At 63.0% G+C, this 21,376-nt stretch carries 19 protein-coding genes; 7 read left to right on the top strand and 12 right to left on the bottom strand.

All coding sequences use genetic code 11. The annotated features are described in order from the left end of the window. Nucleotides 1-18: 18 nt before the first annotated feature. Nucleotides 19-894: a TauD/TfdA dioxygenase family protein gene (locus AC3WRR_RS32575; RefSeq protein ID WP_010811404.1), complete on the bottom strand. Its 876-nt coding sequence runs from the start codon at nucleotides 892-894 to the stop codon at nucleotides 19-21. A 44-nt stretch (nucleotides 895-938) separates the two neighbouring features. Continuing rightward, a complete protein-coding gene (locus AC3WRR_RS32570; RefSeq protein ID WP_011614308.1) occupies nucleotides 939-1,916 on the bottom strand; it encodes a Bug family tripartite tricarboxylate transporter substrate binding protein in 978 nt (325 codons plus the stop codon). A 97-nt stretch (nucleotides 1,917-2,013) separates the two neighbouring features. Between AC3WRR_RS32570 and AC3WRR_RS32565 the strand changes: the two genes are divergently transcribed. Beyond that, entirely contained in the window at nucleotides 2,014-2,661 is a 648-nt protein-coding gene (locus AC3WRR_RS32565) for an IclR family transcriptional regulator (RefSeq protein WP_010811402.1), read from the top strand. Nucleotides 2,662-2,765: 104 nt separating this feature from the next. Here the strand turns inward: AC3WRR_RS32565 and AC3WRR_RS32560 are convergent, their stop codons facing one another. Beyond that, nucleotides 2,766-3,548: a GntR family transcriptional regulator gene (locus AC3WRR_RS32560; RefSeq protein ID WP_454751153.1), complete on the bottom strand. Its 783-nt coding sequence runs from the start codon at nucleotides 3,546-3,548 to the stop codon at nucleotides 2,766-2,768. Nucleotides 3,549-3,644: 96 nt separating this feature from the next. On the opposite strand from AC3WRR_RS32560, the gene AC3WRR_RS32555 reads away from it, so the two are divergent. The 3 genes from AC3WRR_RS32555 (at nucleotide 3,645) to AC3WRR_RS32545 (ending at nucleotide 6,875) form a co-directional block, all read left to right on the top strand. Further along, on the top strand, nucleotides 3,645-4,427 hold the full coding sequence (locus AC3WRR_RS32555) for an SDR family oxidoreductase (protein ID WP_011614306.1): 783 nt from the start codon (nucleotides 3,645-3,647) through the stop codon (nucleotides 4,425-4,427). Between the two features lie 84 nt (nucleotides 4,428-4,511). Further along, nucleotides 4,512-5,444, top strand: coding sequence for a 3,5-dioxohexanoate:acetyl-CoA acetone transferase (kce, locus tag AC3WRR_RS32550; protein WP_058697451.1), 933 nt, complete (start codon nucleotides 4,512-4,514; stop codon nucleotides 5,442-5,444). Nucleotides 5,445-5,567: 123 nt separating this feature from the next. After that, nucleotides 5,568-6,875 (top strand): MFS transporter, encoded by a 1,308-nt coding sequence (locus tag AC3WRR_RS32545; RefSeq protein ID WP_058697450.1) that lies wholly within the window; start codon nucleotides 5,568-5,570, stop codon nucleotides 6,873-6,875. A 107-nt stretch (nucleotides 6,876-6,982) separates the two neighbouring features. On the opposite strand, the gene AC3WRR_RS32540 is transcribed toward AC3WRR_RS32545, so the two are convergent. Genes AC3WRR_RS32540 through AC3WRR_RS32525 form a run of 4 tightly spaced genes read right to left on the bottom strand, consistent with a single transcriptional unit; the run spans nucleotide 6,983 to nucleotide 11,616 of the window. Continuing rightward, a complete protein-coding gene (locus AC3WRR_RS32540; RefSeq protein WP_255266302.1) occupies nucleotides 6,983-7,105 on the bottom strand; it encodes a hypothetical protein in 123 nt (40 codons plus the stop codon). Then, nucleotides 7,102-8,217: a DUF6708 domain-containing protein gene (locus AC3WRR_RS32535; protein WP_011614303.1), complete on the bottom strand. Its 1,116-nt coding sequence runs from the start codon at nucleotides 8,215-8,217 to the stop codon at nucleotides 7,102-7,104. The genes AC3WRR_RS32540 and AC3WRR_RS32535 overlap by 4 nt, the downstream gene beginning before the upstream one ends. Nucleotides 8,218-8,225: 8 nt before the next feature. Further along, on the bottom strand, nucleotides 8,226-10,826 hold the full coding sequence (locus AC3WRR_RS32530; RefSeq protein WP_492299172.1) for a T6SS effector BTH_I2691 family protein: 2,601 nt from the start codon (nucleotides 10,824-10,826) through the stop codon (nucleotides 8,226-8,228). Then, entirely contained in the window at nucleotides 10,819-11,616 is a 798-nt protein-coding gene (locus tag AC3WRR_RS32525) for a DUF4123 domain-containing protein (protein ID WP_492299170.1), read from the bottom strand. Before AC3WRR_RS32525 ends, AC3WRR_RS32530 begins: the two co-directional genes overlap by 8 nt. Before the next feature lie 838 nt (nucleotides 11,617-12,454). Between AC3WRR_RS32525 and AC3WRR_RS32520 the strand changes: the two genes are divergently transcribed. After that, nucleotides 12,455-13,252 (top strand): YdcF family protein, encoded by a 798-nt coding sequence (locus AC3WRR_RS32520; RefSeq protein ID WP_492299169.1) that lies wholly within the window; start codon nucleotides 12,455-12,457, stop codon nucleotides 13,250-13,252. A 50-nt stretch (nucleotides 13,253-13,302) separates the two neighbouring features. Here AC3WRR_RS32520 and AC3WRR_RS32515 read toward each other — a convergent pair whose 3' ends face one another. From AC3WRR_RS32515 to AC3WRR_RS32500, 4 genes are all read right to left on the bottom strand, one after another. After that, complete coding sequence (locus tag AC3WRR_RS32515) at nucleotides 13,303-13,530, bottom strand: type II toxin-antitoxin system RelE/ParE family toxin (protein WP_492299167.1); 228 nt, start codon at nucleotides 13,528-13,530, stop codon at nucleotides 13,303-13,305. A 209-nt stretch (nucleotides 13,531-13,739) separates the two neighbouring features. Next, nucleotides 13,740-14,072 (bottom strand): hypothetical protein, encoded by a 333-nt coding sequence (locus AC3WRR_RS32510; RefSeq protein WP_492299165.1) that lies wholly within the window; start codon nucleotides 14,070-14,072, stop codon nucleotides 13,740-13,742. Beyond that, complete coding sequence (locus AC3WRR_RS32505; RefSeq protein WP_492299163.1) at nucleotides 14,044-14,643, bottom strand: hypothetical protein; 600 nt, start codon at nucleotides 14,641-14,643, stop codon at nucleotides 14,044-14,046. The genes AC3WRR_RS32510 and AC3WRR_RS32505 overlap by 29 nt, the downstream gene beginning before the upstream one ends. Nucleotides 14,644-15,245: 602 nt before the next feature. Further along, the gene (locus tag AC3WRR_RS32500; RefSeq protein WP_492299162.1) at nucleotides 15,246-17,021 is read right to left on the bottom strand and encodes an SWIM zinc finger family protein; all 1,776 of its coding nucleotides are present in this window, start codon (nucleotides 17,019-17,021) and stop codon (nucleotides 15,246-15,248) included. Nucleotides 17,022-17,179: 158 nt separating this feature from the next. Here AC3WRR_RS32500 and AC3WRR_RS32495 point away from each other — a divergent pair, with 158 nt between their 5' ends. Together AC3WRR_RS32495 and AC3WRR_RS32490 are read left to right on the top strand one after the other, a co-directional pair. Further along, a complete protein-coding gene (locus AC3WRR_RS32495; protein WP_492299160.1) occupies nucleotides 17,180-17,929 on the top strand; it encodes a carbon-nitrogen hydrolase family protein in 750 nt (249 codons plus the stop codon). A 490-nt stretch (nucleotides 17,930-18,419) separates the two neighbouring features. Then, the gene (locus tag AC3WRR_RS32490) at nucleotides 18,420-21,062 is read left to right on the top strand and encodes a bifunctional diguanylate cyclase/phosphodiesterase (protein WP_492299158.1); all 2,643 of its coding nucleotides are present in this window, start codon (nucleotides 18,420-18,422) and stop codon (nucleotides 21,060-21,062) included. A 102-nt stretch (nucleotides 21,063-21,164) separates the two neighbouring features. Here the strand turns inward: AC3WRR_RS32490 and AC3WRR_RS32485 are convergent. Beyond that, nucleotides 21,165-21,376, bottom strand: a 212-nt coding sequence (locus tag AC3WRR_RS32485; RefSeq protein WP_492299156.1) for a DUF1484 family protein, incomplete at its 5' end; no start/stop codon positions are given.

Below are 21,376 nucleotides of genomic sequence, written 5' to 3'. Positions count from 1 at the left end.
AGGCGCACAGCGGCGCGCTCAGGCTGCCACGCCGACCGGGCGGTCGCCGGCGATGGTTGTGCGATGCAGCTCGCGGTCAAAGCCGTCATAGTCGTTCATCGCCAGATGCTGCGTGCAGCGGTTGTCCCACACGGCCAGCGCGCCGCGGGTCCAGCGGAAGCGGCAGGTGAATTCGGGGCGGGCGGCGTGGGCGTAGAGGTATTGCAGCAGCGGCGCGCTTTCTTCTTCGGTCATGCCCTCGAAGCGCATGGTGTAGGTGCTGTTGACGTACAGCGCCTTCCTGCCCGTGGCGGGATGCACCCGCACCACCGGATGGAGGACCTCGCTGTTGGCGCGGTCATCGGTACGCACGTCCATCTTGTGGGCGGGGTCGCCGTTGTTGACCACGGCGCCCCTGGCGCCATAGGAACGCACGGGGCTATGTACCGCGCGCAACTTGTCGAGCACCAGCTTTAGCCCATCGGAAAGAGCGTCGTAAGCGTGATACATGCTGGCCCACATGGTGTCGCCACCGTAGGGCGGAATCACGCGCGCATACAAGGCAGACCCCAGCGGCGGGATTTCTGCATAGCTCATGTCCGTGTGCCAGGCACCGCCGAAGTTGCGTTTGGTCTGCTCCGCCTTACCCTTCATCACCGGCAGGATTTCAGCGTGGCCTTCCAGCGCGCGGACGAACGGCACTTCCAGCAGATCGCCGAAGCGGGCGCTGAACGCCTTGTGCTGGTCCGGCGTCAACTGCTGGTCGCGAAAGAAGATGACCTGATGGTTGTGCAGCGCCGAGCGGATCTCTGCGAACGTCTCGTCCGGCACCGGCTGGGACAGGTCTACCCCACTGATCTCCGCACCGAGGGCGCCCGCGATGGGCTGGACATCGATGAAACGGTATTGCGACATGGCTTGCGTTCTCCTTGCTTAAAGCGTGTTAGCGACTGCGTGGGTTACTGGACGGTGATGTGGGCGCTGCGCACCAGCGCGCGCCACTTCTGCGTTTCCGCATCGATAAAGACGCCGAACGCCTCCGGCCCGGCGCCGGAGATGACGCCGCCCATCTCATCGATCTTCTTGCGGACGTCGGGCATCTTCAGCACGGCTTCCAGCTCTGAATCCAGCCGGGCAACGATGGGCTTGGGCGTTGCTGCGGGCACCAGCACGCCGAACCAGCCTGCAATCTCATAGCCGCGCAGGCCGGCTTCCGCCATGGTGGGCACATCGGGCAGCAGCGGCGAACGCTGGGCCCCGGTGATCGCCAGCGCGCGCAGCTTGCCGGACTTCACCAGCTGCAGCGCCGACGGCATGTTGTCGAACATCACCGGAACATGGCCCGCCACGGTGTCGTTCAGCCCCGGCGCGCTGCCTTTGTAGGGAACGTGGGTCATGCGCACGCCGGCGGTGCTGGCAAACAGCTCGCCCGCCAGGTGCAGCGAGGTGCCGGCGCCCGGCGTTGCATAGGTCAGCGGCGTAGCCTGGCGCTTGCCGTACTGGATCAGGTCCTTCACGGATTGCACCGGCAGTGCCGTATTCACGACCAGCAGGTTGGGCACCGCCATCAGCATGGTCACCGGCGCGAGATCCTTGCCCGGCTTGTACGGCAGGTCGGGATAGAGCGAGGGATTGATCGCGATGGGGCCGATATTGCCCATCACGATGGTGTAGCCATCGGCCGGCTGCTTGGTCACGTAGTCAGTGCCGACATTGCCGCCGGCGCCTGCCTTGTTCTCCACCACCACGGGTTGCCCGAGCCGTTCCCCCAGCTTCTGGCCGACGATGCGCGCCAGCATGTCGGTGGATCCACCGGGCGGGTAAGGGACAACCCATTTGATCGGCTTGCTCGGCCAGGCATCGCTGGCCCAGGCGGCAGGCCCGGGCATGATTGCAGCCGCGCAGGCCAGCGCGGCACTGAGAATGGGGCGCTTCATGTTGTCTCCTGTGGTGGAGCAGCGAGAATGCTTGCCGCCCACGCTTTCTTGGTTTATATTGTTCACCTAGTGAACGTACATTACACGTAGTGAACGGATGAAGAGTAATAGATCAATCCTCAGGTGTCTAGCCATCCTGCAAGCGTTCCGCCAGAACGGCCGTCCGACCCTGGCCGAGCTGTCACGCGCAGTGGACTTGCCCCACCCCACGGTGCTGCGATTCCTGCTGACGCTGGAGGAAGAGGGCTACGTGGCGCGCGAGGCAAACCAGTGGCGGCTCACCACGCGCGTGTTCGAGATCGGATTTGCCGCGATGGAAAGCCTGGGCGTGACCGAGGCGGTGCAGGAGCACCTGCAGCAACTGGCTGACGTGTATTCCGGCACGGCGAACCTGGGGGAGATCAACCCGGAAGGCGTCATCATCGTCGGACGCGCAATGGCGCCGGCCGAGCGGCGCCGGCTGGTGGTCATGAACTTGCGGGTAGGCAGCGTGCTGCCGCCGGGCAGTGCCCTGGCCATGGCGCTTGCGCTGCCGGTCGGCGAATGGAGCGAGCTGGAATATCCGGAAAGCAATCAGATGTCGATTGCCGTGCCGCTGCCTGCAGTGGGGTCCAGGCAGCTGTCGCTTGGGATCTCTACGTCAATGGGCGAGGCTACGCCTGCGCGGATCAGGGAGGAGATGGTGCCTGCGCTGCAGCGGGCTGCGGGGACTGTTAGTCGGATGATTGGGTTGGCACCGGCTTGAGGGGGGCGGGAATGCAGGCATTGGAGGTGTTGGCTCGCTTCAAAACGGCATCGATGTCAGCCCCTCATTGAATGCCTTGAACTTCTTCAAGCCTGCCGCGCTGATCAGCCCTTCATCCCCGCACGCCCCGCCTTCGCCGCCCGCTTCAAGGGCACCAGCGTGACCGCCGCATCCTCGGTCCTGTCCGTATTGACCAGTACCCCCGCCGAGACAATATAGGCCGCCGCGCTCTCGATATCCCCGCGCAGCGCCGCGCATGCCGCCGCGCTGTCATGCCTGCGCAGCGCTTCGATCAGATTGTCGTGATGCTTGACCGCGACGCGCTCTTCCACGCGGCGCGATCCGGAGCGGAGGTCATGGTTAAGGATCGGGCCGATGCGCAACCACTGCGACTCAATCATCTGCAACAGGATCGGCATGCGCGCCGCCGCATACACGGCAAAGTGAAAGGCCTGGTTCGCGGCGATGACATCCGCGCCGTCGGGACTGCGCTTCGACATCTCGTCGGCAAACCGGCGGTGCAGTGCCTGTACCTGCTTCAGTTCCTCATCGGTGATGCGCTCCGCCGCGGTCGCAGTGGCGAGTCCCTCCAGTTCGATCCGGATCTTGGTGATCTCCTCGAACTGGCTGACGCTCATCCTCGGTACCCGCAGTGCACGGTTTGGCGTGAGCTCAAGTGCCTGCTCGGCAACCAGGCGATGCACCGCTTCCCGCACCGGCATGACGCTGACGTTCAACGCGGCAGCAATGTTGCGCAGGGAAATCTGCTCGCCCGGCATCATCTGGCCGCTGATCAGCAGGTCTCGCAGCTGCGTGTAGACGTCGCGGCTGAGCGTCTGGCGGACAAGGGGCGTGACAAGGTCATTCAGGGTCATGCCGCGAAGCATAGCACATAGGGTTATTCTCTATATTTGATCTGTGATCACAGTTTTAATCTTCGTCCGGAAGGCAGGCAGCCGCCTGTCCCCAAGAGGATTGGAATCATGTGGAAGGATGAATCGCTCGCCGGCAAACGCGTACTGGTGACTGCTGGCGCAGACGGAATCGGCCTGGAGATCACACGAGCGTTTGTGGAGGCGGGCGCCCGCGTTGCGGTTTGCGACGTGGCTGGCGGCAGTCTCGAACGTGTCTGCGCCGAGTTGCCCGGCGTGGTGGCAGTCAGGGCCGACGTGTCGAAGGAAAGCGACGTCGAGGCGCTGTTCCAGGCAGTGGATGGCGCCTTTGGCGGCCTGGATGTGCTGGTCAACAATGCCGGGGTTGCCGGCCCGACCGGCGGTGTCGAAACCCTGTCGCTGGCCGACTGGGAGCGCACGCTTGCCGTCAACATCACCGGCCAGTTCCTGTGCGCCCGCGCGGCGGTGCCGCGCCTGCGGCAGGGGCGCTCGCCGTCGATCGTCAACCTGTCCTCCGCTGCCGGGCATCTCGGCATGCCGGGCCGTTCCGCCTACTCCGCATCGAAATGGGCCGTGGTGGGCTTTACCAAATCGCTGGCGCTTGAACTGGGCGCGGATGGCATCCGCGTCAACACGGTGCTGCCCGGCGCGGTCGACGGCCCGCGCATCCGCGCCGTCATTGCCGCGAAGGCCGAGTCGCTCGGCAAGCCGCTTGAGGAAGTCACGCGCAACTACACGTCCCAGGCGGCACTGTGCCGCATGGTGACGATGCGCGACATCGCCAACATGGTGCGCTTCCTCTGCAGCGACCAGGCGGCCAATGTGCACGGCCAGGAAATGGTCGTGGACGGCCTGACCCAGGCGCTCAGCTAGCGCGACCAGCGCATTCCGGGGGCCGCCGGATATCCGCGGCCCGCTATCCGCCAAAACGCGACAACACCCGACCAAGGAATCACCATGGCCAAGCGAGCCAAAGCCATCATCACCTGCGCCCCGACCGGCGCCATCCACACGCCCAGCATGTCGCCCCACCTGCCAGTGAGCGCCGACGAGATCGCAACCGCCGCCATCGACGCGGCGCGCGCAGGGGCCGCCATCCTGCACCTGCACGCCCGCGACCCCAAGGACGGACGCCCGTCGCAGGACCCGGAGCTGTTCCGGCCGTTCCTCGCCAGGATCAGCGCCGAGACCGACGCCGTGATCAATATCACCACCGGCGGCAGCCCGCACATGACGGTGGAGGAGCGCATGCTGCCGGCCACGACCTTCAAGCCGGAACTGGCCTCGCTGAACATGGGCTCGATGAACTTCGGCCTGTTCCCGATGCTCGACCGCTTCAAGGAATTCCAGCACGACTGGGAGCGCGAACACCTGGAGAACAGCCGCAACCTGATCTTCAAGAACACCTACCAGGACATCGAGAACATCCTGCGCATCGGCAATGCCAACGGCACGCGCTTCGAATTCGAGTGCTATGACATCAGCCATCTGTACAACCTGCGGCACTTCCTTGACCGTGGCCTGGTCAGTGGCCCGGTGTTCATCCAATCCGTCTTCGGCATCCTGGGCGGCATCGGCCCCGATCCCGAGGACCTGATGCACATGCACCGCACCGCCCGGCGCCTGTTCGGCGATCAGTTCCGCTGGTCGATCCTGGGCGCCGGCCGAGGCCAGCTTCCGCTGGCGACCATCGGCGCGGCAATGGGCGCCAACGTCCGCGTTGGCCTGGAGGACTCACTCTGGATCGGTCCGGGCCAGCTGGCGGCATCGAGCGCCGAGCAGGTCACGCGCATCCGGACCGTGCTTGAAGCCCTGAACATCGACGTGGCCACGCCGGACGAAGCCCGCGACATCCTGGACCTCAAGGGCGCGGCAGGCACCGCGTTCTGAACAGGCGGTGCCGCCACGGCCTGGCCCCGCCCAACCCTCGAACACTGAAGACATCAACCAGGCAGAACGGCTGACACGCGGCCCCAGGGCGTGGCGCCATATCCGCCGATGGAGACTACGCACATGCAGACCGTACCCGCCTCAGGCGCGCCGCCGCTGGCCGCGCCGACAGACCGCCCGCTGACCGCACTACTGTTCCGCAAGCTCATGCCCTTGCTGGTGCTGTCCTATGTGATCAGCTTTCTCGATCGCACCAACATTGCACTCGCCAAGACCCACATCGCTGTCGACCTGAACATCTCCGCCGCGGCCTACGGCCTGGGCGCGGGTCTGTTCTTCCTCAGCTATGCCTTGCTGGAAATCCCGAGCAACCTGATCATGCATCGGGTCGGGGCGCGCTTCTGGATCACGCGCATCATGGTCACGTGGGGCCTGCTGTCCGCGGCGATGGCCTTTGTCCAGGGCGAGACCTCCTTCTACATCATGCGCGTGCTGCTCGGCGCGGCCGAAGCAGGGCTGTTTCCCGGTGTGATGCTCTATCTCACGTACTGGTTCGGCCGCGAGGATCGCGCGCGGGCGGTGGGCTACTTCCTGCTCGGCGTCTGCATCGCCAACATCGTCAGCGGCCCGCTGGGCGGCGCGCTGCTGGGCATGGATGGCATGTGGGGCTTCAAGGGCTGGCAATGGATGTTCGTGCTGGAAGGCCTGCCTGCGGTGTTCCTTGCCGCGGTGGTATGGAAGAAGCTGCCCGACGGCCCCGACAGCGCGCCATGGCTGACGCCAGCCCAGGCGCAGGAAGTCCGCAGCCGACTGGCCGCGGAAGCCGCCGACGCCAGCGCCGGCAAAGGTGGCCACTCGTTCCTGGGCGCCATGCGTGATCCGCAGGTCTGGCTGGCGATCTTCATCTACTTCTGCCACCAGATCTCGATCTACACGGTGATCTTCTTCCTGCCGGGCATCATCGGCACGTACGGCAAGCTCACGCCCGTGGAAATCGGGCTGCTCAATTCCCTGCCCTGGATAGCCGCCGCCATCGGGGCCGCATGGCTGCCCCGACATGCCAACACCCCACGGCGCGGCCGCCGCCTGCTCTGCCTGGGGCTGGTCGTGATGGCAGCCGGCCTGCTGACTGCCGCCTTCGCAGGCCCGGTGATGGCACTCGTCGGCTTCTCGCTGACCGCGCTGATGTTCTTCGTGGTGCAGTCGATCGTCTTCCTGTTCCCGTCATCTCGCCTGAAGGGCGTGGCGCTGGCGGGCGGACTGGCCCTGATCAATACCTGCGGGCTGGTGGGCGGATTCATTGGACCGTCGGTGATGGGCATCATCGAACAGGCGACCGGCAGTACGCGTAACGGACTGGTGATCATGGCGGGCCTGTTGCTTGTCGCCTGCGCCGTGGCACCGTTTCTGCGGCAGGGGCAGGAACGCTGAAGAGCTGGAAGGCAGAAACGTCACCATGGCAGAAGTGGTGCTGGCTGTACTCCACTGGCGGCGCTCGGCAGGCAACGGCCGGCGCCCGGCGCATCTATAACCCATAACTACCCATAACCACCCATAAGCCATCCAACCTCGACATTGCGCAACGCGGCCTGGGTCAGTTCGCTGATCCGCAGTCCCGTGGCATAGCCGAAGTCCAGCAGAAAGCGCAACCGTTGCGTCATACCGTGACCTCCGTCTGCCGCCGGATCAGGTCTTCCGCCTCGGCTCGGGTCAGGGCGCCCTCGCGCCTGCGCTGCGGCTCCTGCGCCCACATCCGTTCCAGGTCTTCGCGCGACGGTTTGGCATCCGGGCCGCTCGGGACACCGATATAGTCGTCGGCGTAGGGACGGGCATACGGGTCGTTGGGTGTGGGCTTGCACGCTGCCTCGATCTCGGGCGGCCACACCGGGTCGCCGCACGTGGCCAGTACGAGCCAACGGGCAAATGCATCGAGCAGGGCGAAAGGCGAGAATATGAAGTCGATCATGGCCCAAAAAGCCCCGGAGAATTTCCCGCCCCGGCAAATCTTGTACCCCTCCCAGAACGTCTCCCGCGGCGGCCAGAAACGATAGGGCTCAGGCAGATTGGCGGGGCCGTCCTGCATGTAACGCCGGTAGTATTCCCATTGCGCGTAGATCTCTTCCAGCGTCAGCGCGAACTGGCCGAGCACGAAGGCACGTACCACGTTGCCCTCCGCGTCGAGCTGGTAATGGCGGATGTCGTACATGTCATAGGCGCGCGACAGCCCACCCATGCGCCGGTGACCAACGCAGAAGAACTCGTCCTCGCTCCATGGGACCTCCCAGATGCCGCCGGGGTCCTTGGTGCGGATGGCGTAGATGCGGCGCGTCTTGCGGTTCAGCCGGATCGGGCGGCGTTTCAGCGTGAACATGTTCCGCCGCATCGGATCGAAGGCCAACAAGCCAAAGAAGCCAGTTCCAATGATTCCAACGGTCGTGCCGAGAATTACGCCTGCCCAGTTGCCTTTACGAGCCATCACCTCTGCAGTTTCTCGGAATGGGGCGGAAGCAAAGAATACTGTTCCCAGCAACATAAAAATCGTCGCAAACGAGCAGATTATCCAGAGCATCCCCACGTTCTGTATCCGCATTTGCGACTCATCGGTGATCTCCAGGCAGGTCGAATCGATGCGATAGACGTTGCCGTACTCCACGACTTGCTCACTGACGGGGCGGCGGATGGACAGCCGGTGCTCCAACTCCCACTTCCCCAGTGGCTTGCCTGTCTGCCTAAAATAAAAAGGCGTGCGCTCATCTTTGGTCGGGAATTTCATCAGCGCCCTCACTTGGTGTCCTTGAGACCCAGTTGCACGAACTCAAACGATTCCGCCTCCAGGCTGCTGTAGTGCTCGCTGGCGGGAGCCTTGCTGAAGCGGCAACGCTTGATCCACTTGAGGGTGGCGGGATCATCCAGAAGCAGGATGCCAACATTCACAGCGAACAGCACGACGAGGAACGGCCAACTTGGTACGCCGACGAGGAAGGCCAGAAATTCTTCCGAAGCAAGAGGAAGGATTGCAGTGGCAAGTCCAGATCCAGCCGACGTAAAGTACAGACCTGAAACAAAATAGTTGCCCTTCCGGCCTTCATCGGCTCCGTGATAAGCGTCCCATCCGACTCCCACAACGGCCCCGGCGAAACCGATCCAGCGGCCCTTAACCGCCAATTTCTTCCCCGTTTCTGCCCACTTCGCTTTGGGTGGCGAACACATGATGCGCTGAACCAGCGGGTGCGTCGGTGCCTTCTCCAATGCGACACCCGCTTGCTCTGCGACGGTGCCGGCCATGGCCACCAAGCCGCCCACCAGCTTGGTGCCTTTCTCCACCTCATCGAACTCGCCAGCCGCGCGGAAGGATTGGGTGGCGTGATAGAGCGCCAGCCCTTGCAGGATGCAGGCAACCGCACCGACGTTCACGAAGCGAGAACCCAAGACTGCCATAACTTGCCGCACGCCGGGTACGTCATTTTCCGTGCGCAGCTTGAGCACGCTCAGTTCGGCATTGCTCCCCAGATCCTCGGTCCTGAACCAGACCAGCCTCGCGCTCTGCGCGAGCTTGCTGCTGGCCCGCCGCGCCCAGGCTGCGGCTTCCTCGCGGCGCTGGGTCCGGCCTAACTGCTTGTAGAGTGCTGGATTGACGGCCTCCAGGTCGCTCAGCACCGTGGCACGGATCTGCATGACGCTCGCGGTACGGGAAACCAACCGTACGCCGCTGGACAGGCTCATGCCATACAAGGCCAACCGGGCGGACGCCGACCCCACCTTGTTGGCCAGGGCAGGAATAACCTCATCGGCAAGTATCCAGGTCAGGCGCGGCACCAGACTCATCTTCGCCAGCGCTTCGGGCAGTGTGAGGCCCTTTGCCATGACGCCCATGTTATCGATGCCGCTTTTCAGGATGCCGAAGATCGCCCCATATCCCTGGTCGGTCGGGTCCGCCACGGTGTCGATGATGGGCTTGTGATCCAGCATCAGCGCCCGCGCAAGCAGATTATCGTGGCGTACCGGATTCGCGTCGTCGAACCAGCGCTTGATTACGCGACGGCACTCCACGGTATCCAGCGCATTTTCCAGGCATCGGGTCAGCGACTCGTTGTAGACATAGCCATGCGGCAGTTCGAGCTTGTCATGGCGGTACTGCATGTAGGCGGCAAGCTGGGGGCTCACGAGCCATTGCGCGAGCGACGCCGCAATCGGTGCGAGCACATTCTCGTTGAGCATCTTGAGGCGCGGCGCCAGATTCTGGTGGCGCTTGCCCGGCGTCAGTTCATCTTCGTAGGGCTTCCATGCGGCGTCGCTGGCGGCCTTCAATCTCTCAAGGCGCGTGGCTTCCCGCGCGGCGTCTTCGCGCTTCCAGCGCTCGGCGGTCGCTTTGCCATTGAACAGGGCTGACATGAGTTCGTAAGCTGGAAATCCTTCCGGCGTGGTCGCCGTGCGCTCCGCCTCAGCGAGGGCCGCCTCGGCCTCCTTCGTGTGCTGCGCTTCCGCGTTGGCTCGAATGTTCTTTTCGAGCGTATTCAGGAACAGATCGGTTGCCTTATCCCAGATGACACTGTTGTTGGCCTTCGGATGCAGCTTCGGATTGGTAAGTTTGCCCAGATCCTCTGCAATGCCAAGCGGATCATTGAAAGCCAGCAGCATGGCATCGCCAGGCGAGACCCGCTCCATGGCTTCAGACAGGATTGCGCCCGCTGGGATGCCGATCAGGTCCAGGTGGTCGTCCGCTTTGACGCGCGGCGGCGCGGACAGATACTTGAACGCCTCGTCCTGATCCTTGGGCGGCATGGCAAACGACGCAACCTGTTTGCCAAGCTCCGTCATCCGTGCCGCATGCGGGGCATTGTGGCCACCCATCCATGCCTTCACGTCCAGAGACTGCATGTGCTTCTTGCGCAGGTCCGGCTGGTTCTTGTTGTCATTTAGTTGCGCCTGGGTCCACTGGACATGCGAATAGGCATACCAGACGGTCGTCGCGTCCTTCAGGTTGGGAATCGTGAAGTACATCGACGTATAGCCGTGACCGATTCCCACGCTGCAAAAGGATTCGGTCGGCGTCTTGGGCGGCGCCGGGCGCTCGGGAATGATTTTCCACAGGTGTCCGCCATTCAGCACGAGATAGCAATCCCAGTGTTGCAAGGCTTCGTGGAACACATACAGAAAGCCCGGACGCATGGCCCGCAGCGTGTACTGCGCACCGCCGCCAAGCTGGGCGGGTGCGTCCACGATCTTGAAGTTCCCGGCCAGGGCCGGCGCCCCTTGCTTGCCCTCCGGGCCGACCACCGCATAGCGTACCGGCAGCACGGCGAGACCGGGCGGATGGTCGCAAAACGAGCAGCCCTTGACGGACGGTGTGAAGCGGTCAACAGCAGACGTGGCGTTATCCATAGTGTGAGGCGCTTGCGGTTTTCCTGGCGGTTTCCGCCATGATCTTCATGAGTTGCCAATCGTGGGAGGACAATTGGGCCAGCGCCTGGCGCAGGGTCATCTCGCCGCTGGCGACGGCGGGCCACAATGCCTGCAACTTCGTGTGGTTCTCGAAGGGCTGGCCAAACGCGGCGGCATAGGTGGCGTAGTGCTTGCGGTCAAGGTCACTCGACACGCATAGTTCGTCGGCGGCGAAACGCAGCAGCCGGTCCACGTTGGGCGCCTGCGCAATTGACGGCTTGGCTTTGCCTGCCATGCGGACCAGGACCTGCTCGATATCAGTGGTCTGCTTGACCGTGGCCCATTGGCTCGCGTCGGGCCACCAGGGCCGGGGATCGGCACTGTCTGGCTGTGCCTGCGACGGCGGCCGGTCCAGTGCGTACCAGTCGCCCGTCCAGGCAAAGCCCCAGACCTTGCACGGCCCGAACAACGCATGTAGTTGCTCAGGCCACAGTAGCCAGGCCATATGCACGAAAACGCGGGGATCGTAGAAGCGCCACAGGGCATGCCCTTCGCCGTGGTCGGTGCCCGTCAGGCATGCCGCCATATGGCTGGCGACGTCCGTGACGGGCGCCGGTCCTTGCAGCCATGCGCAGACGACAGGCGGATCGCCGCATTGCGCGGCTTGCCAGGCACGCAGCAGCAACGCGTGCCGCGCCTCCGCTGGGGTCTCCGCCAGGTCTAGTAGTGACGGCATGAGGTGCGCATCCTTTTCCGTGGACTTCATCAACTTGGCGTAGCGCGTTGCCATCTGTTCTCACAAATGAGAAATTCTTATCCTTTGATGTGAAGGCATCGATAGATGAATAACCGCGTGCCTTCATTTGACGAACCATGACGCTTGCCAGCGCCGCCATTTCTTCATATTGGTCTCGCGTTGAGGATTCACCATAGGCAATGGCTGCCAGCAAGCGTTCCTCGGAAGTGAGCTTGGGAGAATCCGTCATGCTCGTGCCTCGCGCAAGACCGGAGGCGTGATGGAGGGTTGCTCAACTGTTTCACCTCAAACAACTGAATGGAGTCCGATTCCGCCCCGCGTGCAACGTGCATAGGCTGACGCTAAGGGCACCCGTGGCCGCGATGGTTCGCGTTGTTGGGTTCAGATCTGCCCCCATCGCTAAGATCGCCTTTACCAACGCCAAGATGTACCCAACCCCAGTTAGTGCATCCATAGGCCGACCCTTAAAGTTGGTCCTTCTTTTGCACTCAGAGGTCCTTAGAATTTGTGTCGCGTATTGCTGAATGGCCTCGCGCGAAGGGGGGTCATAATGACCTCTGGAACGGTTCAAGGATGACCGTAGCGCAGCCGGAGTGCCCGCAAATGTCGGCCTGGCGGGGTGCTGGGACGTTGGCGCTTGCACTGTGCCTACCTGGTACACAGTCTTGCTCTGCCTCTACATTCTGGGACCATCGATTGTGTTCGCCGTGGTGGGCGGGAGGGCTTGCGACGCTACGCCGAGGCGCCTAGTCCAACTGCTGGGCTTACTCGTTGTGGGCACGGCATCGCTCTACCTGGTGACATATGCGGTGAGGTAGTGTCCAATGCCGCTCGCTGTCGAACCTTTCTCACACTGAATCGAGCCACCACAATGCAGGGAATGAAAACGAAGGCGTTCTGGCGCCGCATGGGCCTTGCGCTATGCGGCGCCCTGCTTCTCTCCGACGCCATCGCCTTGATGACCATGGGCCTGTTCAACTTCGGCATCGTCCTGCCAGGCTGCATCGGCGCGTCATTCCTGCTCCTTGCATGGCAGTGGCCCCGCGTAGCCCACTGGCGAGCCGCCAGCCACAGGCGCCAGCAACTATGGCAAGCAGCATGGATCGCGTTCGCACTGTGGCTGGCGACCGTGGCCATTTTTTTCTACAACATCCACCGCAGCACCGAAGCCGCCATCCCAGGAAGCTCGCCCGTGAAAGCCATCGTCATCCTCGGTTCCGGCACGCCGAATTGCGTCGCTTCGCCAACGCTGGTTGCGCGGCTAGATCAGGGCTTGAAGCAGGCTCAGCGTTGGCCGCAGGCGAAGGTCGCGGTCAGTGGCGGGCAGGATTTCGGGCTGCGCTGCCGGGAAGCGGACATCATGGCTGAGTATCTGATCGACCGTGGGGTCGCAGCAGACAGGGTGGTCCGGGAAGGGCGTAGTACCAGCACGGAGGAGAACCTGCTGTTCAGCCGGCGCTTGCTAGAAGAGCAGGGCATCGCCGCCACCGATCCCATTGTGGTGGTGACCAGCGATTTCCATGTACGGCGGGCGGTGCGGATTGCCCGGAAGGCAGGATTCGAGGAGGTCGCCGGAGTCGGGGCGGGAACGCCGCTCTACCTTCGGTATAACGCCTGGCTCCGGGAGTACTTCGCGGCGATCAGTGGATGGGTGTTGAAGGAGTATTGAGCCCGAGCGTCGTCCGCGGACAGCCAACCCGGCTCAGTGCGCGATCAGGCTCACAACGATGTCCCGTGCAGAACGCGCACGAAGTCCAGCACGTCGCCGCTCACACGGTAGAACACCTGGAAGGGGAAGCGGTGGAACGACCAGACGCGCAGCGATTCGTCTGGCAAGAGGTGGGCGTAACGGAGGGACCCGACACTCGGATGCTCAACCAGGAAGGCCAGCACACTCAACAAACTCGTCGGTAAAGGCCTTGCCAAGACCCGGGGCGGCATCGTCATACCAATCCTGGGCTGCATCGGCGTCACCGCGCGCGGCGGGACGTAGCTTTAGGCGCAGCGCCACGACCTAGCGCGTGGAAATAGGCTTTGCCGCGCGTGAGCGTCTTGGGGTCGGCCAGCGCCTGGATCTCGGCAAGTGTGAAGGTTTCAGCAAGCTTTGAAGATTCGGACATGGGGAAGGAGCAATTTGGCGAGACTTCATTCTTCCGTCAGCGCGTAGTAATGGGCGGGTCGAACGAATCGCCTTCCGTCGTCCAGCCGATCAGATTGCCACACTTGACCCGGAAGTTCAGTATCGATTTCGCGCCGACCTGAAACAACCTGCATTCGGTGCCGGGCTCAGCATAGCCGACCACCTTCGCCGCAGGGTCTAGCATGCCTTCCCACTCCTGGTATAGCGCAACACGTTTCGCAACGAACCGGCCTTCGAAATCGAAGCGATAGCCGTTGACCAGGCCAAATAGGCCAACGGCAACAGCTGCGAGACCTAGCCATACAACATAGGACCTGCCCTTACCAGTTTCCCGACGCGCCACCTTCATAGCCCTTCTTGTAGTGTCGTTCCTCAACCAGCCGATTCGATCTTCTCAGCCCCATTAGCACGTCAGCCGGCGATACCAGATCGAAACCGCGTGGGTCGTGCGCAAGAATCCCCGCTAGTTCTAGTACATCAGCGACATTTGTGCTGCACGAATTGCCGAACAATCTGTACCTTGAGTTCTCCGCGACCCGCATTTCCAGTTCATCACGGATCAGCTTCTTTTCACGCTGTGACACCCATAGGTACATGCCGATGCCATCCCGATACATGCCGGAATGGTCTCCGGTTTCGTCCGACACGGTTTGTGCCGTATTGCTGCGCAGGTACTTAGTATAGGATCCCTTGAAATAGATCGAAGGTGCGCGACTGTAAACGGTGCCATCGATCTCTATGGCCACGTGGCCGAACTGCGAACCACGACTAATCAGACGGCCATCGAAGATCACGACTTCGATGAACTCCCGCTCGACTTGAATAGGCTTTGGTTCGTCCGCCGGCACGGGCGTGGTTGTCCGTGTTGCCATGGGAATCAAGGTCTTGCCAGAGGTTGGAGATACGAGCTGATTCGTCATGGCTCACCCCTCAACGAAGATTGTGACGTCTTCCGCCTGCGCGTTAGCTGCCAATAGGTGCGTTCTGCCTTCAGCGTCAGTGATGCCAAACTCAGCGTCGCCGCTGGCTCGACGTATCGCATATTCAGTGCTGGCAAGCGGCTGCGCCGTCTTGCTATCCAACAGCACGTAGCGATCGTCGAAGCCGACTGTCGAGTCCGGGCCTGTGTCTGTGTCGCACCGTGGACTATCCGAAGAGGCCGGAAGCACGGGTTGCGAGCAATGGAACGGCGTCCACGTCCCCTTGTGGTACCCGGAGATTCCCATGTACGCCGGGCGCTGCAGACCTGCCCAAAAGGCAGGACTCGGCGAGGTCGCCGGAGTCGGGGCTGGAACGCCGCTCTACCTTCGATATAACCCCTGGCGCCGTGAGTACTTCGCCGCGATCAGTGGATGGGTGCTGAGGGAGTATTGACTCCTGCGCAGCTACCCCTCAACGCTTCTTCCTGAACGCACGCGTTTCCAGTGCCGGGTCCGCGTACATTGACACGACCTCCTTCGCCACCAAGCGTCCTGACGGCGTTCTGCGCAGCGATCAGACCTTGCCCAGGCTTTGTGAGGGTTCAAGCCAATGTGGCGAGCAACTTGATGAAGTTGCGTTTTGCGCGATAGGTCGCGCGAATCGCCTCCAGTTCGCGGGTGAATTCCGCTTGCTCCCTCAGCATTGTCCGCAGGCTGCCGATGGCGCGTACGATTTCAAATGCTTCGTCATAGCGCGCGCTGCCCGCACCGCTATCGACAGCGATGGGCAGCAGCTGCTGATAGAGGCTAATCGCGTCATGTGGATGCGTCCTGCCGCGAACAGCTGCCACCCGGGCCCATAGCTGCGTTGCGACCGGACCGCCAATGAAGGCATCCCAGGCCAGGTCGTTCTTGTTCTCGGACAGGAATATCTTGACCAGTTCGGTGCGCGTCGGCGTCTGCCACGCATTGCGCTTCGATTTTCCGGTCGACTCCTCCTGCTCGATAAGCGCCAGAAGGTGATTGAGTGCGCGTTCCCGTGTTTCGTCAAGCCTGCCGATGGCCGTCGCAACCTCCATCAACACGGGGAACGCCCCGGCTGTCGGGTGCATCACGAAACGGCGCCATGCCAACGCATCGGCCTGGTCGAACGCTCTGCGACGCAGATAGGCATCGACACAGAAGTCGAGCAGGCGCGAGTCAACATTCCCGCCCGCCTCCCTAAGGCCGCGCTCCGCCCACGCGAGCCCCTCGTCGAGGCGACCGTGCTTCACGCAAAGTTCCGCCACCTGCAAAAAGCGGTATGGACTAGACAAGTCTTTGGAGCGAATGCGAATGAGTGCGTCTACATCGCCGTCAAGCTCGGCCAGGGCTTGCATGGCCTGCTCGAGCTTCATACGCCGGGGGTCAAATGACTGGCGAAACTCCGCGCTCTGAGCAAGCGCGGGGAGGGCTTCCCAGGACTCGCCCACCAGTTGACGATAGCGACGCAACCCGCTCTTGCCCAGGGGCTTTGCATATGCTGGCAAAACATTGCAGAAGGTGTCCCATGCGCCCTCTGTCTGCAGTCGGAAGAGTCGCTCCGCAAGCTTCACCGGGTCGGGGCCGGTCTGTTTGCATGCGTCTAGATGGACAGACGCCAGCTCCATGATGCCAGGCATCACCTCGCCACCGGAATCGTCAATCTGCTCGAGACTTTTTTCCGCGCCGGCAATCGCCAGTTCCGACAGTTCGACCACTTGCGCCGCGTGCGGCCCAGCCAGCCTCTGGCGCAACATGTCTGCCAGCGACATCAGGCTGTCGCCGTATGCGCCAGCCTCCCTCCAGTCCAGCGGCCGGTAAAGGCGTGTTGCCTGCCGCACCGCAGTTTTCATGCTGGGTAAGTCGGATGCCTGTGCCGCACGCGCGGCGAGCAGCAGTTTGTCGCGTAACGTCAGGTCATGCTCGACGGCTTCCAGCAGCAGTTCGTGAAGCGCGTCCTTGTCCAGCGTCGCAACGTATTCGCGAATCACTTCCTCGTAAGTCTTTCGCTTCTTGCGTGGTTTCTCGTGGGTTTTCTCTTCGGCATGGAATACTTCTTCGCCAGAGTTCTCGAGCCAGGAGAGTGCAACGGCTACCGCGTGCTTGCAGAAAACACCGTCGTCGCCTACCGGACAGTTGCATTCATAAGCAAGTTCGCCATCGTTGGTGACGGTGAGCTTGACACGGTAACGGCGCGTGCCGCGGACACTGGCGCGAAGAGCGCCTTCGTGCTCCTCAAGGCGAGATACGGCGCCGTCGTGGAAATAGGCTTTGCCGCGCGCGAACGTCTTGGGGTCGGCCAGCGCCTGGACCTCGGCAAGTGTGAGGGTTTCAGCGAGATCTGAAGATTCGGACATGGAAAGGAACGTTCCATTGAAGCAATACCGCAACGGACGGCGGACTGTCACGATGATACCTGTCCGAGCGCGAGGGCCTGAGACAGGCACAGCAATGGCCGCAGGCGAAGCTAAACTCCTCTGGCGTTGCATCCAATACCATTTGCGGGAATCTCACAATGTCAGTGCCTTTCATCGTAGCAGCGGCCCAATCTGTTTCCGTTGCCGGCGACGTGCAGGAGAACGTTGATCGGCATCTGGTGTTTCTGCGCGAAGCCGCCGTGAGAGGTTCACGCATGGTCGTCTTTCCAGAGCTTTCATTGACCGGGTACGAATGGACTGTCGCGAACAAGTTGGCGTTCCGTGATGACGATGCGCGTCTGGTGCCGCTCAGGGATGAGTGCGTTCGAAGAGGGGTGACCGCTGTCGTCGGCGCGCCGTTGCGGTTCAACGATGTCGTCCGGATCGGCGCCCTGGCATTGGGTCCGGACGGGACAGTTTCCTGTTATACGAAGCAATATTTGCATCCGGGAGAGGATTCGGTCTTCGTCCCGGGGTCAGGAGGCCGGCCGATATCCGTCGACGGGATGACCGTCGCCCTGGCAATCTGCGCGGATACTGGGCATCCCGAGCATCCGGTGCAGGCTGCCTCCACCGGCGCGAGCCTGTACGCCGCTGGCGTGCTGATCACCGCGAGCGGCTACGACGCGGATACAGCATTGCTTCAAGGATATGCGGCGCAGCACCGATTTGCCGTGCTGATGGCGAACCACGGCGGGGACACGGGCGGATGGTCACCGATCGGGAAAAGCGCGTTCTGGGATGAGGACGGGCGGTGTATCGTCGCCGCGGAGGGCACGGGCGCGGCGTTGGTGATGGTGAGCCGGTTGGGCACTGGTTGGTGCGGTGAAGTCGTGACGTTGCGCTAGTCCAGAGGGATACCAAACTCGCTACCTTACTCAAAATCCCGGATAGCTCTATAAGGGCTGAACTGTAGGTGGCTTGAGATCCAGATAGCAATGCTGCCGACAATCCATTGTGGTAGTAGCCAGCGATTTCCATGTACGGCGGGCGGTGCGGATTGCCCGGAAGGCAGGATTCGGGGAGGTCGCCGGAGTCGGGGCTGGAACGCCGCCCTACCTTCGGTATAACGCCTGGCTCCGACAGCGGCGCCGAAATGTCCGTGGCGAAAATGCCTTAGCCCCCTTTTGGGGGACGTCAATCAGGCCGGAATGGCACATAGTCGCCCACGTGCCCACTAGTCGAGCGGGGCATGATCACGACGTGCCGCTTTCGGCGCACGCCGGCCCGGCTCCGCGCGGTGAGCACGGGACTAGAGTGCGTGCAGCTTGTCGGGTTCGCTGACCTCGACTAGCCTCTATCGATGTCGATTCTTCGCTGCGCTGCGATACCCATTTGATGCCAGAACGCTCGACCACCCGATATGGCAAGGCGCTGCAGCGCCTGCACCAGTTCTTCTCCCCGTTGAACCTGGCGGCGGCGGCGTGGCTGATTGCAACATGGGCGTTCGCGGCGTTTCAGCTCGTGAGCGAGCGGGACCGCTTGCTGCACGACGCCGCGGAGCGTACCCAGGCGCAGGCCCAGGCGTTCGGCGCGTACTCGAAATCCAGCATCCTGCGGCTGTCCGAGTTCCTCCTCGACCTGCGGGCCAGCTGGCTGGTCGGCCAGCCGGGATTCATCGACATGGTGCGCGAGCGGCAGAACCTGGTGGTGGACCTGTCGTTCCAGGTATCGGTGATCGACAAGCATGGCCTGCTCATCTACTCGTCCATCGCTCCGCCCACGCCCGGCCAGAAGGTCGACCTGAGCGAGCGCGAGCATTTCCGGGTCCATCAGAACGCGGGCGGGCGCGACATGCTGTTCATCAGCGACCCGGTGAAGGGCAAGGTCTCGCGCAAATGGTCGATCCAGTTCACGCGCCCCATCCTGCGCGCGGGCAGCTTCGACGGGGTCATCGTGGTCTCGGTCAGTCCGGAGCAGTTCGCCAGCTTTGCGCAGTCGTTCACAAACCGCGATGGCGAAGTGGCGTCGGTCGTCAAGACTTCCGGCCAGGTCATTGCGCGCGTGCCGGCCATGGAGGGCACGCTGGCCAGGGCGGTCAGCAACAGGCCGTACCTCGCCAGCGGGTCGCCCCAGTCTGGTAGTTATCGGGCGGTGTCGGGCTCCGAAGGCGTGGAGCGGGTCTTCGGCTATTACCGTTTGCCGGAATTCGGGCTCAATTTCGTGGTGGGGGAGTCCGTCGGCCTAGTGCTGGCGCCCTACGAGGTCTATCGCCGCGTTGCCCTGGCCGGTGCCATGGCTTCCACGCTGCTGCTTGGCCTGTTGTACTACAGCCTGCGCCGCTCCATGGGGGAGCGACGGCGCCATATGGAGGAGATGAAGCTGGCTTCGCTGGTCTATTCATCCAGCAGCGAGGCCATGGTGGTGACGTCGCTCGATGGCACCATCATCGACGTCAATCCGGCCTTTGCCGCCGCCACTGGCTATACAGCCAAGGAGGTCAAGGGCCGCCCGGGCCATATCGTCAGCGGGGCAGGCAATGCGCCAGGGCTGGTCGAGCGCCTGCGGACCACCGTGGCATCCAAGGGCAGATGGAGCGGCGAATTCTCGATCCGCCGCAAAGACGGCAGCGAGTTTCCCGCCTACCTGACCGTGGATACCTACCTGGCCCACGCGTATGGCGAGCGCCGCCGCGTTGCGCTGATCCATGACATGACCGAGAAACGCCAGGCGGAGGAAGTCATCCGGCACCAGGCGAATTTCGATGCGCTCACGGATCTGCCCAACCGCCGCCTGTTCTTCGACCGGCTGAGGCAGGAGATCGAGCGTTCGCGCGGCACACAGGATGTGCTGGCGCTGCTGTTCATCGACCTGGATCGCTTCAAGGAGGTGAACGATACCCTCGGCCACGACCAGGGCGACCTGTTGCTGCTGGAGGCGGCGCGGCGCATTGCGGCATCGGTGCGCGCGCGGGATACCGTGGCGCGGCTGGCCGGCGACGAGTTCACCGTGATCCTGCCCGCGGTGGGCGATGCGGGCGTTGCCGGGGGCATTGCCCAGGCCATCCTGGAGCGGATTGCCGCGCCTTACCACCTGGCCGGCGAGCTGGTGGTGGTGTCGGCCAGCATCGGCGTGGCGACCTGGCCCAAGGACGCCGACAACGCCGAGGACCTGCTGGTGTGCGCCGACCAGGCGATGTTTGCCGCCAAGGAGGAGGGCCGCAATCGCTGGAAGGTCTTCACCCAGGCGCTGCTGCAGGCGGAGAGGGAGCGCCTGCGCATCACGCAGGACCTGCGCACGGCGCTGGCGTCTGGGCAGTTCGCGCTGCACTACCAGCCCATTGTCAATCTGCGCACGGGCAAGGTCTGCAAGGCCGAGGCCCTGATCCGCTGGGACCATCCGGTGCGCGGGCCGATCCACCCGGCCGATTTCATTGCCGTTGCGGAGGAAACCGGCCTTATCATCGACATCGGCCGCTGGGTGCTGACCGAAGCGCTGGACCAGCTTGCGCGCTGGCAGGTGCTGCTGGGCAAGGGCTTCCAGATCTCAGTCAACAAATCCCCCGTGGAGTTCAGCGCGCCTGCGATCGGGCCCGAGTCCTGGTCCAGCATGATCGAGCGCAGGAACGTGCCGGTGGGCAGCCTTGTCATCGAGATCACCGAAGGCTCGCTGATGGAGCAGAACGCCGATGTCATGGACCAGCTATCCCGCTTCCAGGCGGCCGGCATCGAGATCGCGCTCGACGACTTCGGCACCGGCTACTCGTCCTTGTCGTACCTGCGGCGCCTGGACATCGACTACATTAAGATCGACCAGTCCTTCATCCGCTCGCTGACGCGGGGCCCGGACGACGTGGCCTTGTGCCACGCCATCATCAGCATGGCGCATGCACTGCGCATCCGCGTGATTGCCGAGGGCATCGAGACCGAATCGCAGCGCGACATCCTGCTGGCTGCCGGCTGCGACTACGGGCAAGGCCACTTCTTCTGTCCGCCGGTGGAGGCCAGCGCGTTTGAGGCGTTTGCGAGCGCCGTGACTTGAATGCCATCGCACCAGAATGCAAACAGCGCGAGACCGGTTGGCTCGCGCTGTTTGCTTTTCAGCGCTGCTCATCCGTTGGGCGGGTAAGCAGGCTCTCCCTCGTCAGACCAGTGCCTGCAGGCGGTCGGCGGTGTCGACCAGCTGTTGCTTGAGCGGCAAAAGCAGGGCGTGGAGGCCGATGCCTTGGGGGATGGTGTCGCTCTGCAGCTCCAGCAAGGTCAGGAAGGACTGAAGGCCGGCGCTGACGCGCAGGATGTCGTCAGTGGCTTCGAGGATGTGGTCCTCGAGGGTGACGGCTTTGCTGGGCGGGGGTG

It is taken from the genome of Cupriavidus sp. FW305-3-2-15-C-LB2 (assembly GCF_058787575.1).
This window is presented reverse-complemented; position numbering and strand designations above follow the sequence as displayed.

What these genes read in the sequence shown, in the direction of transcription:
- AC3WRR_RS32575 (WP_010811404.1), bottom strand. Translation starts at nt 894, where the DNA reads ATGTCGCAATACCGTTTCATCGATGTCCAGCCCATCGCGGGCGCCCTC.
- AC3WRR_RS32570 (WP_011614308.1), bottom strand. Translation starts at nt 1,916, where the DNA reads ATGAAGCGCCCCATTCTCAGTGCCGCGCTGGCCTGCGCGGCTGCAATC.
- AC3WRR_RS32565 (WP_010811402.1), top strand. Translation starts at nt 2,014, where the DNA reads ATGAAGAGTAATAGATCAATCCTCAGGTGTCTAGCCATCCTGCAAGCG.
- AC3WRR_RS32560 (WP_454751153.1), bottom strand. Translation starts at nt 3,548, where the DNA reads ATGCTTCGCGGCATGACCCTGAATGACCTTGTCACGCCCCTTGTCCGC.
- AC3WRR_RS32555 (WP_011614306.1), top strand. Translation starts at nt 3,645, where the DNA reads ATGTGGAAGGATGAATCGCTCGCCGGCAAACGCGTACTGGTGACTGCT.
- kce (WP_058697451.1), top strand. Translation starts at nt 4,512, where the DNA reads ATGGCCAAGCGAGCCAAAGCCATCATCACCTGCGCCCCGACCGGCGCC.
- AC3WRR_RS32545 (WP_058697450.1), top strand. Translation starts at nt 5,568, where the DNA reads ATGCAGACCGTACCCGCCTCAGGCGCGCCGCCGCTGGCCGCGCCGACA.
- AC3WRR_RS32540 (WP_255266302.1), bottom strand. Translation starts at nt 7,105, where the DNA reads ATGACGCAACGGTTGCGCTTTCTGCTGGACTTCGGCTATGCCACGGGA.
- AC3WRR_RS32535 (WP_011614303.1), bottom strand. Translation starts at nt 8,217, where the DNA reads ATGAAATTCCCGACCAAAGATGAGCGCACGCCTTTTTATTTTAGGCAG.
- AC3WRR_RS32530 (WP_492299172.1), bottom strand. Translation starts at nt 10,826, where the DNA reads ATGGATAACGCCACGTCTGCTGTTGACCGCTTCACACCGTCCGTCAAG.
- AC3WRR_RS32525 (WP_492299170.1), bottom strand. Translation starts at nt 11,616, where the DNA reads ATGGCAACGCGCTACGCCAAGTTGATGAAGTCCACGGAAAAGGATGCG.
- AC3WRR_RS32520 (WP_492299169.1), top strand. Translation starts at nt 12,455, where the DNA reads ATGCAGGGAATGAAAACGAAGGCGTTCTGGCGCCGCATGGGCCTTGCG.
- AC3WRR_RS32515 (WP_492299167.1), bottom strand. Translation starts at nt 13,530, where the DNA reads ATGACGATGCCGCCCCGGGTCTTGGCAAGGCCTTTACCGACGAGTTTG.
- AC3WRR_RS32510 (WP_492299165.1), bottom strand. Translation starts at nt 14,072, where the DNA reads ATGAAGGTGGCGCGTCGGGAAACTGGTAAGGGCAGGTCCTATGTTGTA.
- AC3WRR_RS32505 (WP_492299163.1), bottom strand. Translation starts at nt 14,643, where the DNA reads ATGACGAATCAGCTCGTATCTCCAACCTCTGGCAAGACCTTGATTCCC.
- AC3WRR_RS32500 (WP_492299162.1), bottom strand. Translation starts at nt 17,021, where the DNA reads ATGTCCGAATCTTCAGATCTCGCTGAAACCCTCACACTTGCCGAGGTC.
- AC3WRR_RS32495 (WP_492299160.1), top strand. Translation starts at nt 17,180, where the DNA reads ATGTCAGTGCCTTTCATCGTAGCAGCGGCCCAATCTGTTTCCGTTGCC.
- AC3WRR_RS32490 (WP_492299158.1), top strand. Translation starts at nt 18,420, where the DNA reads ATGCCAGAACGCTCGACCACCCGATATGGCAAGGCGCTGCAGCGCCTG.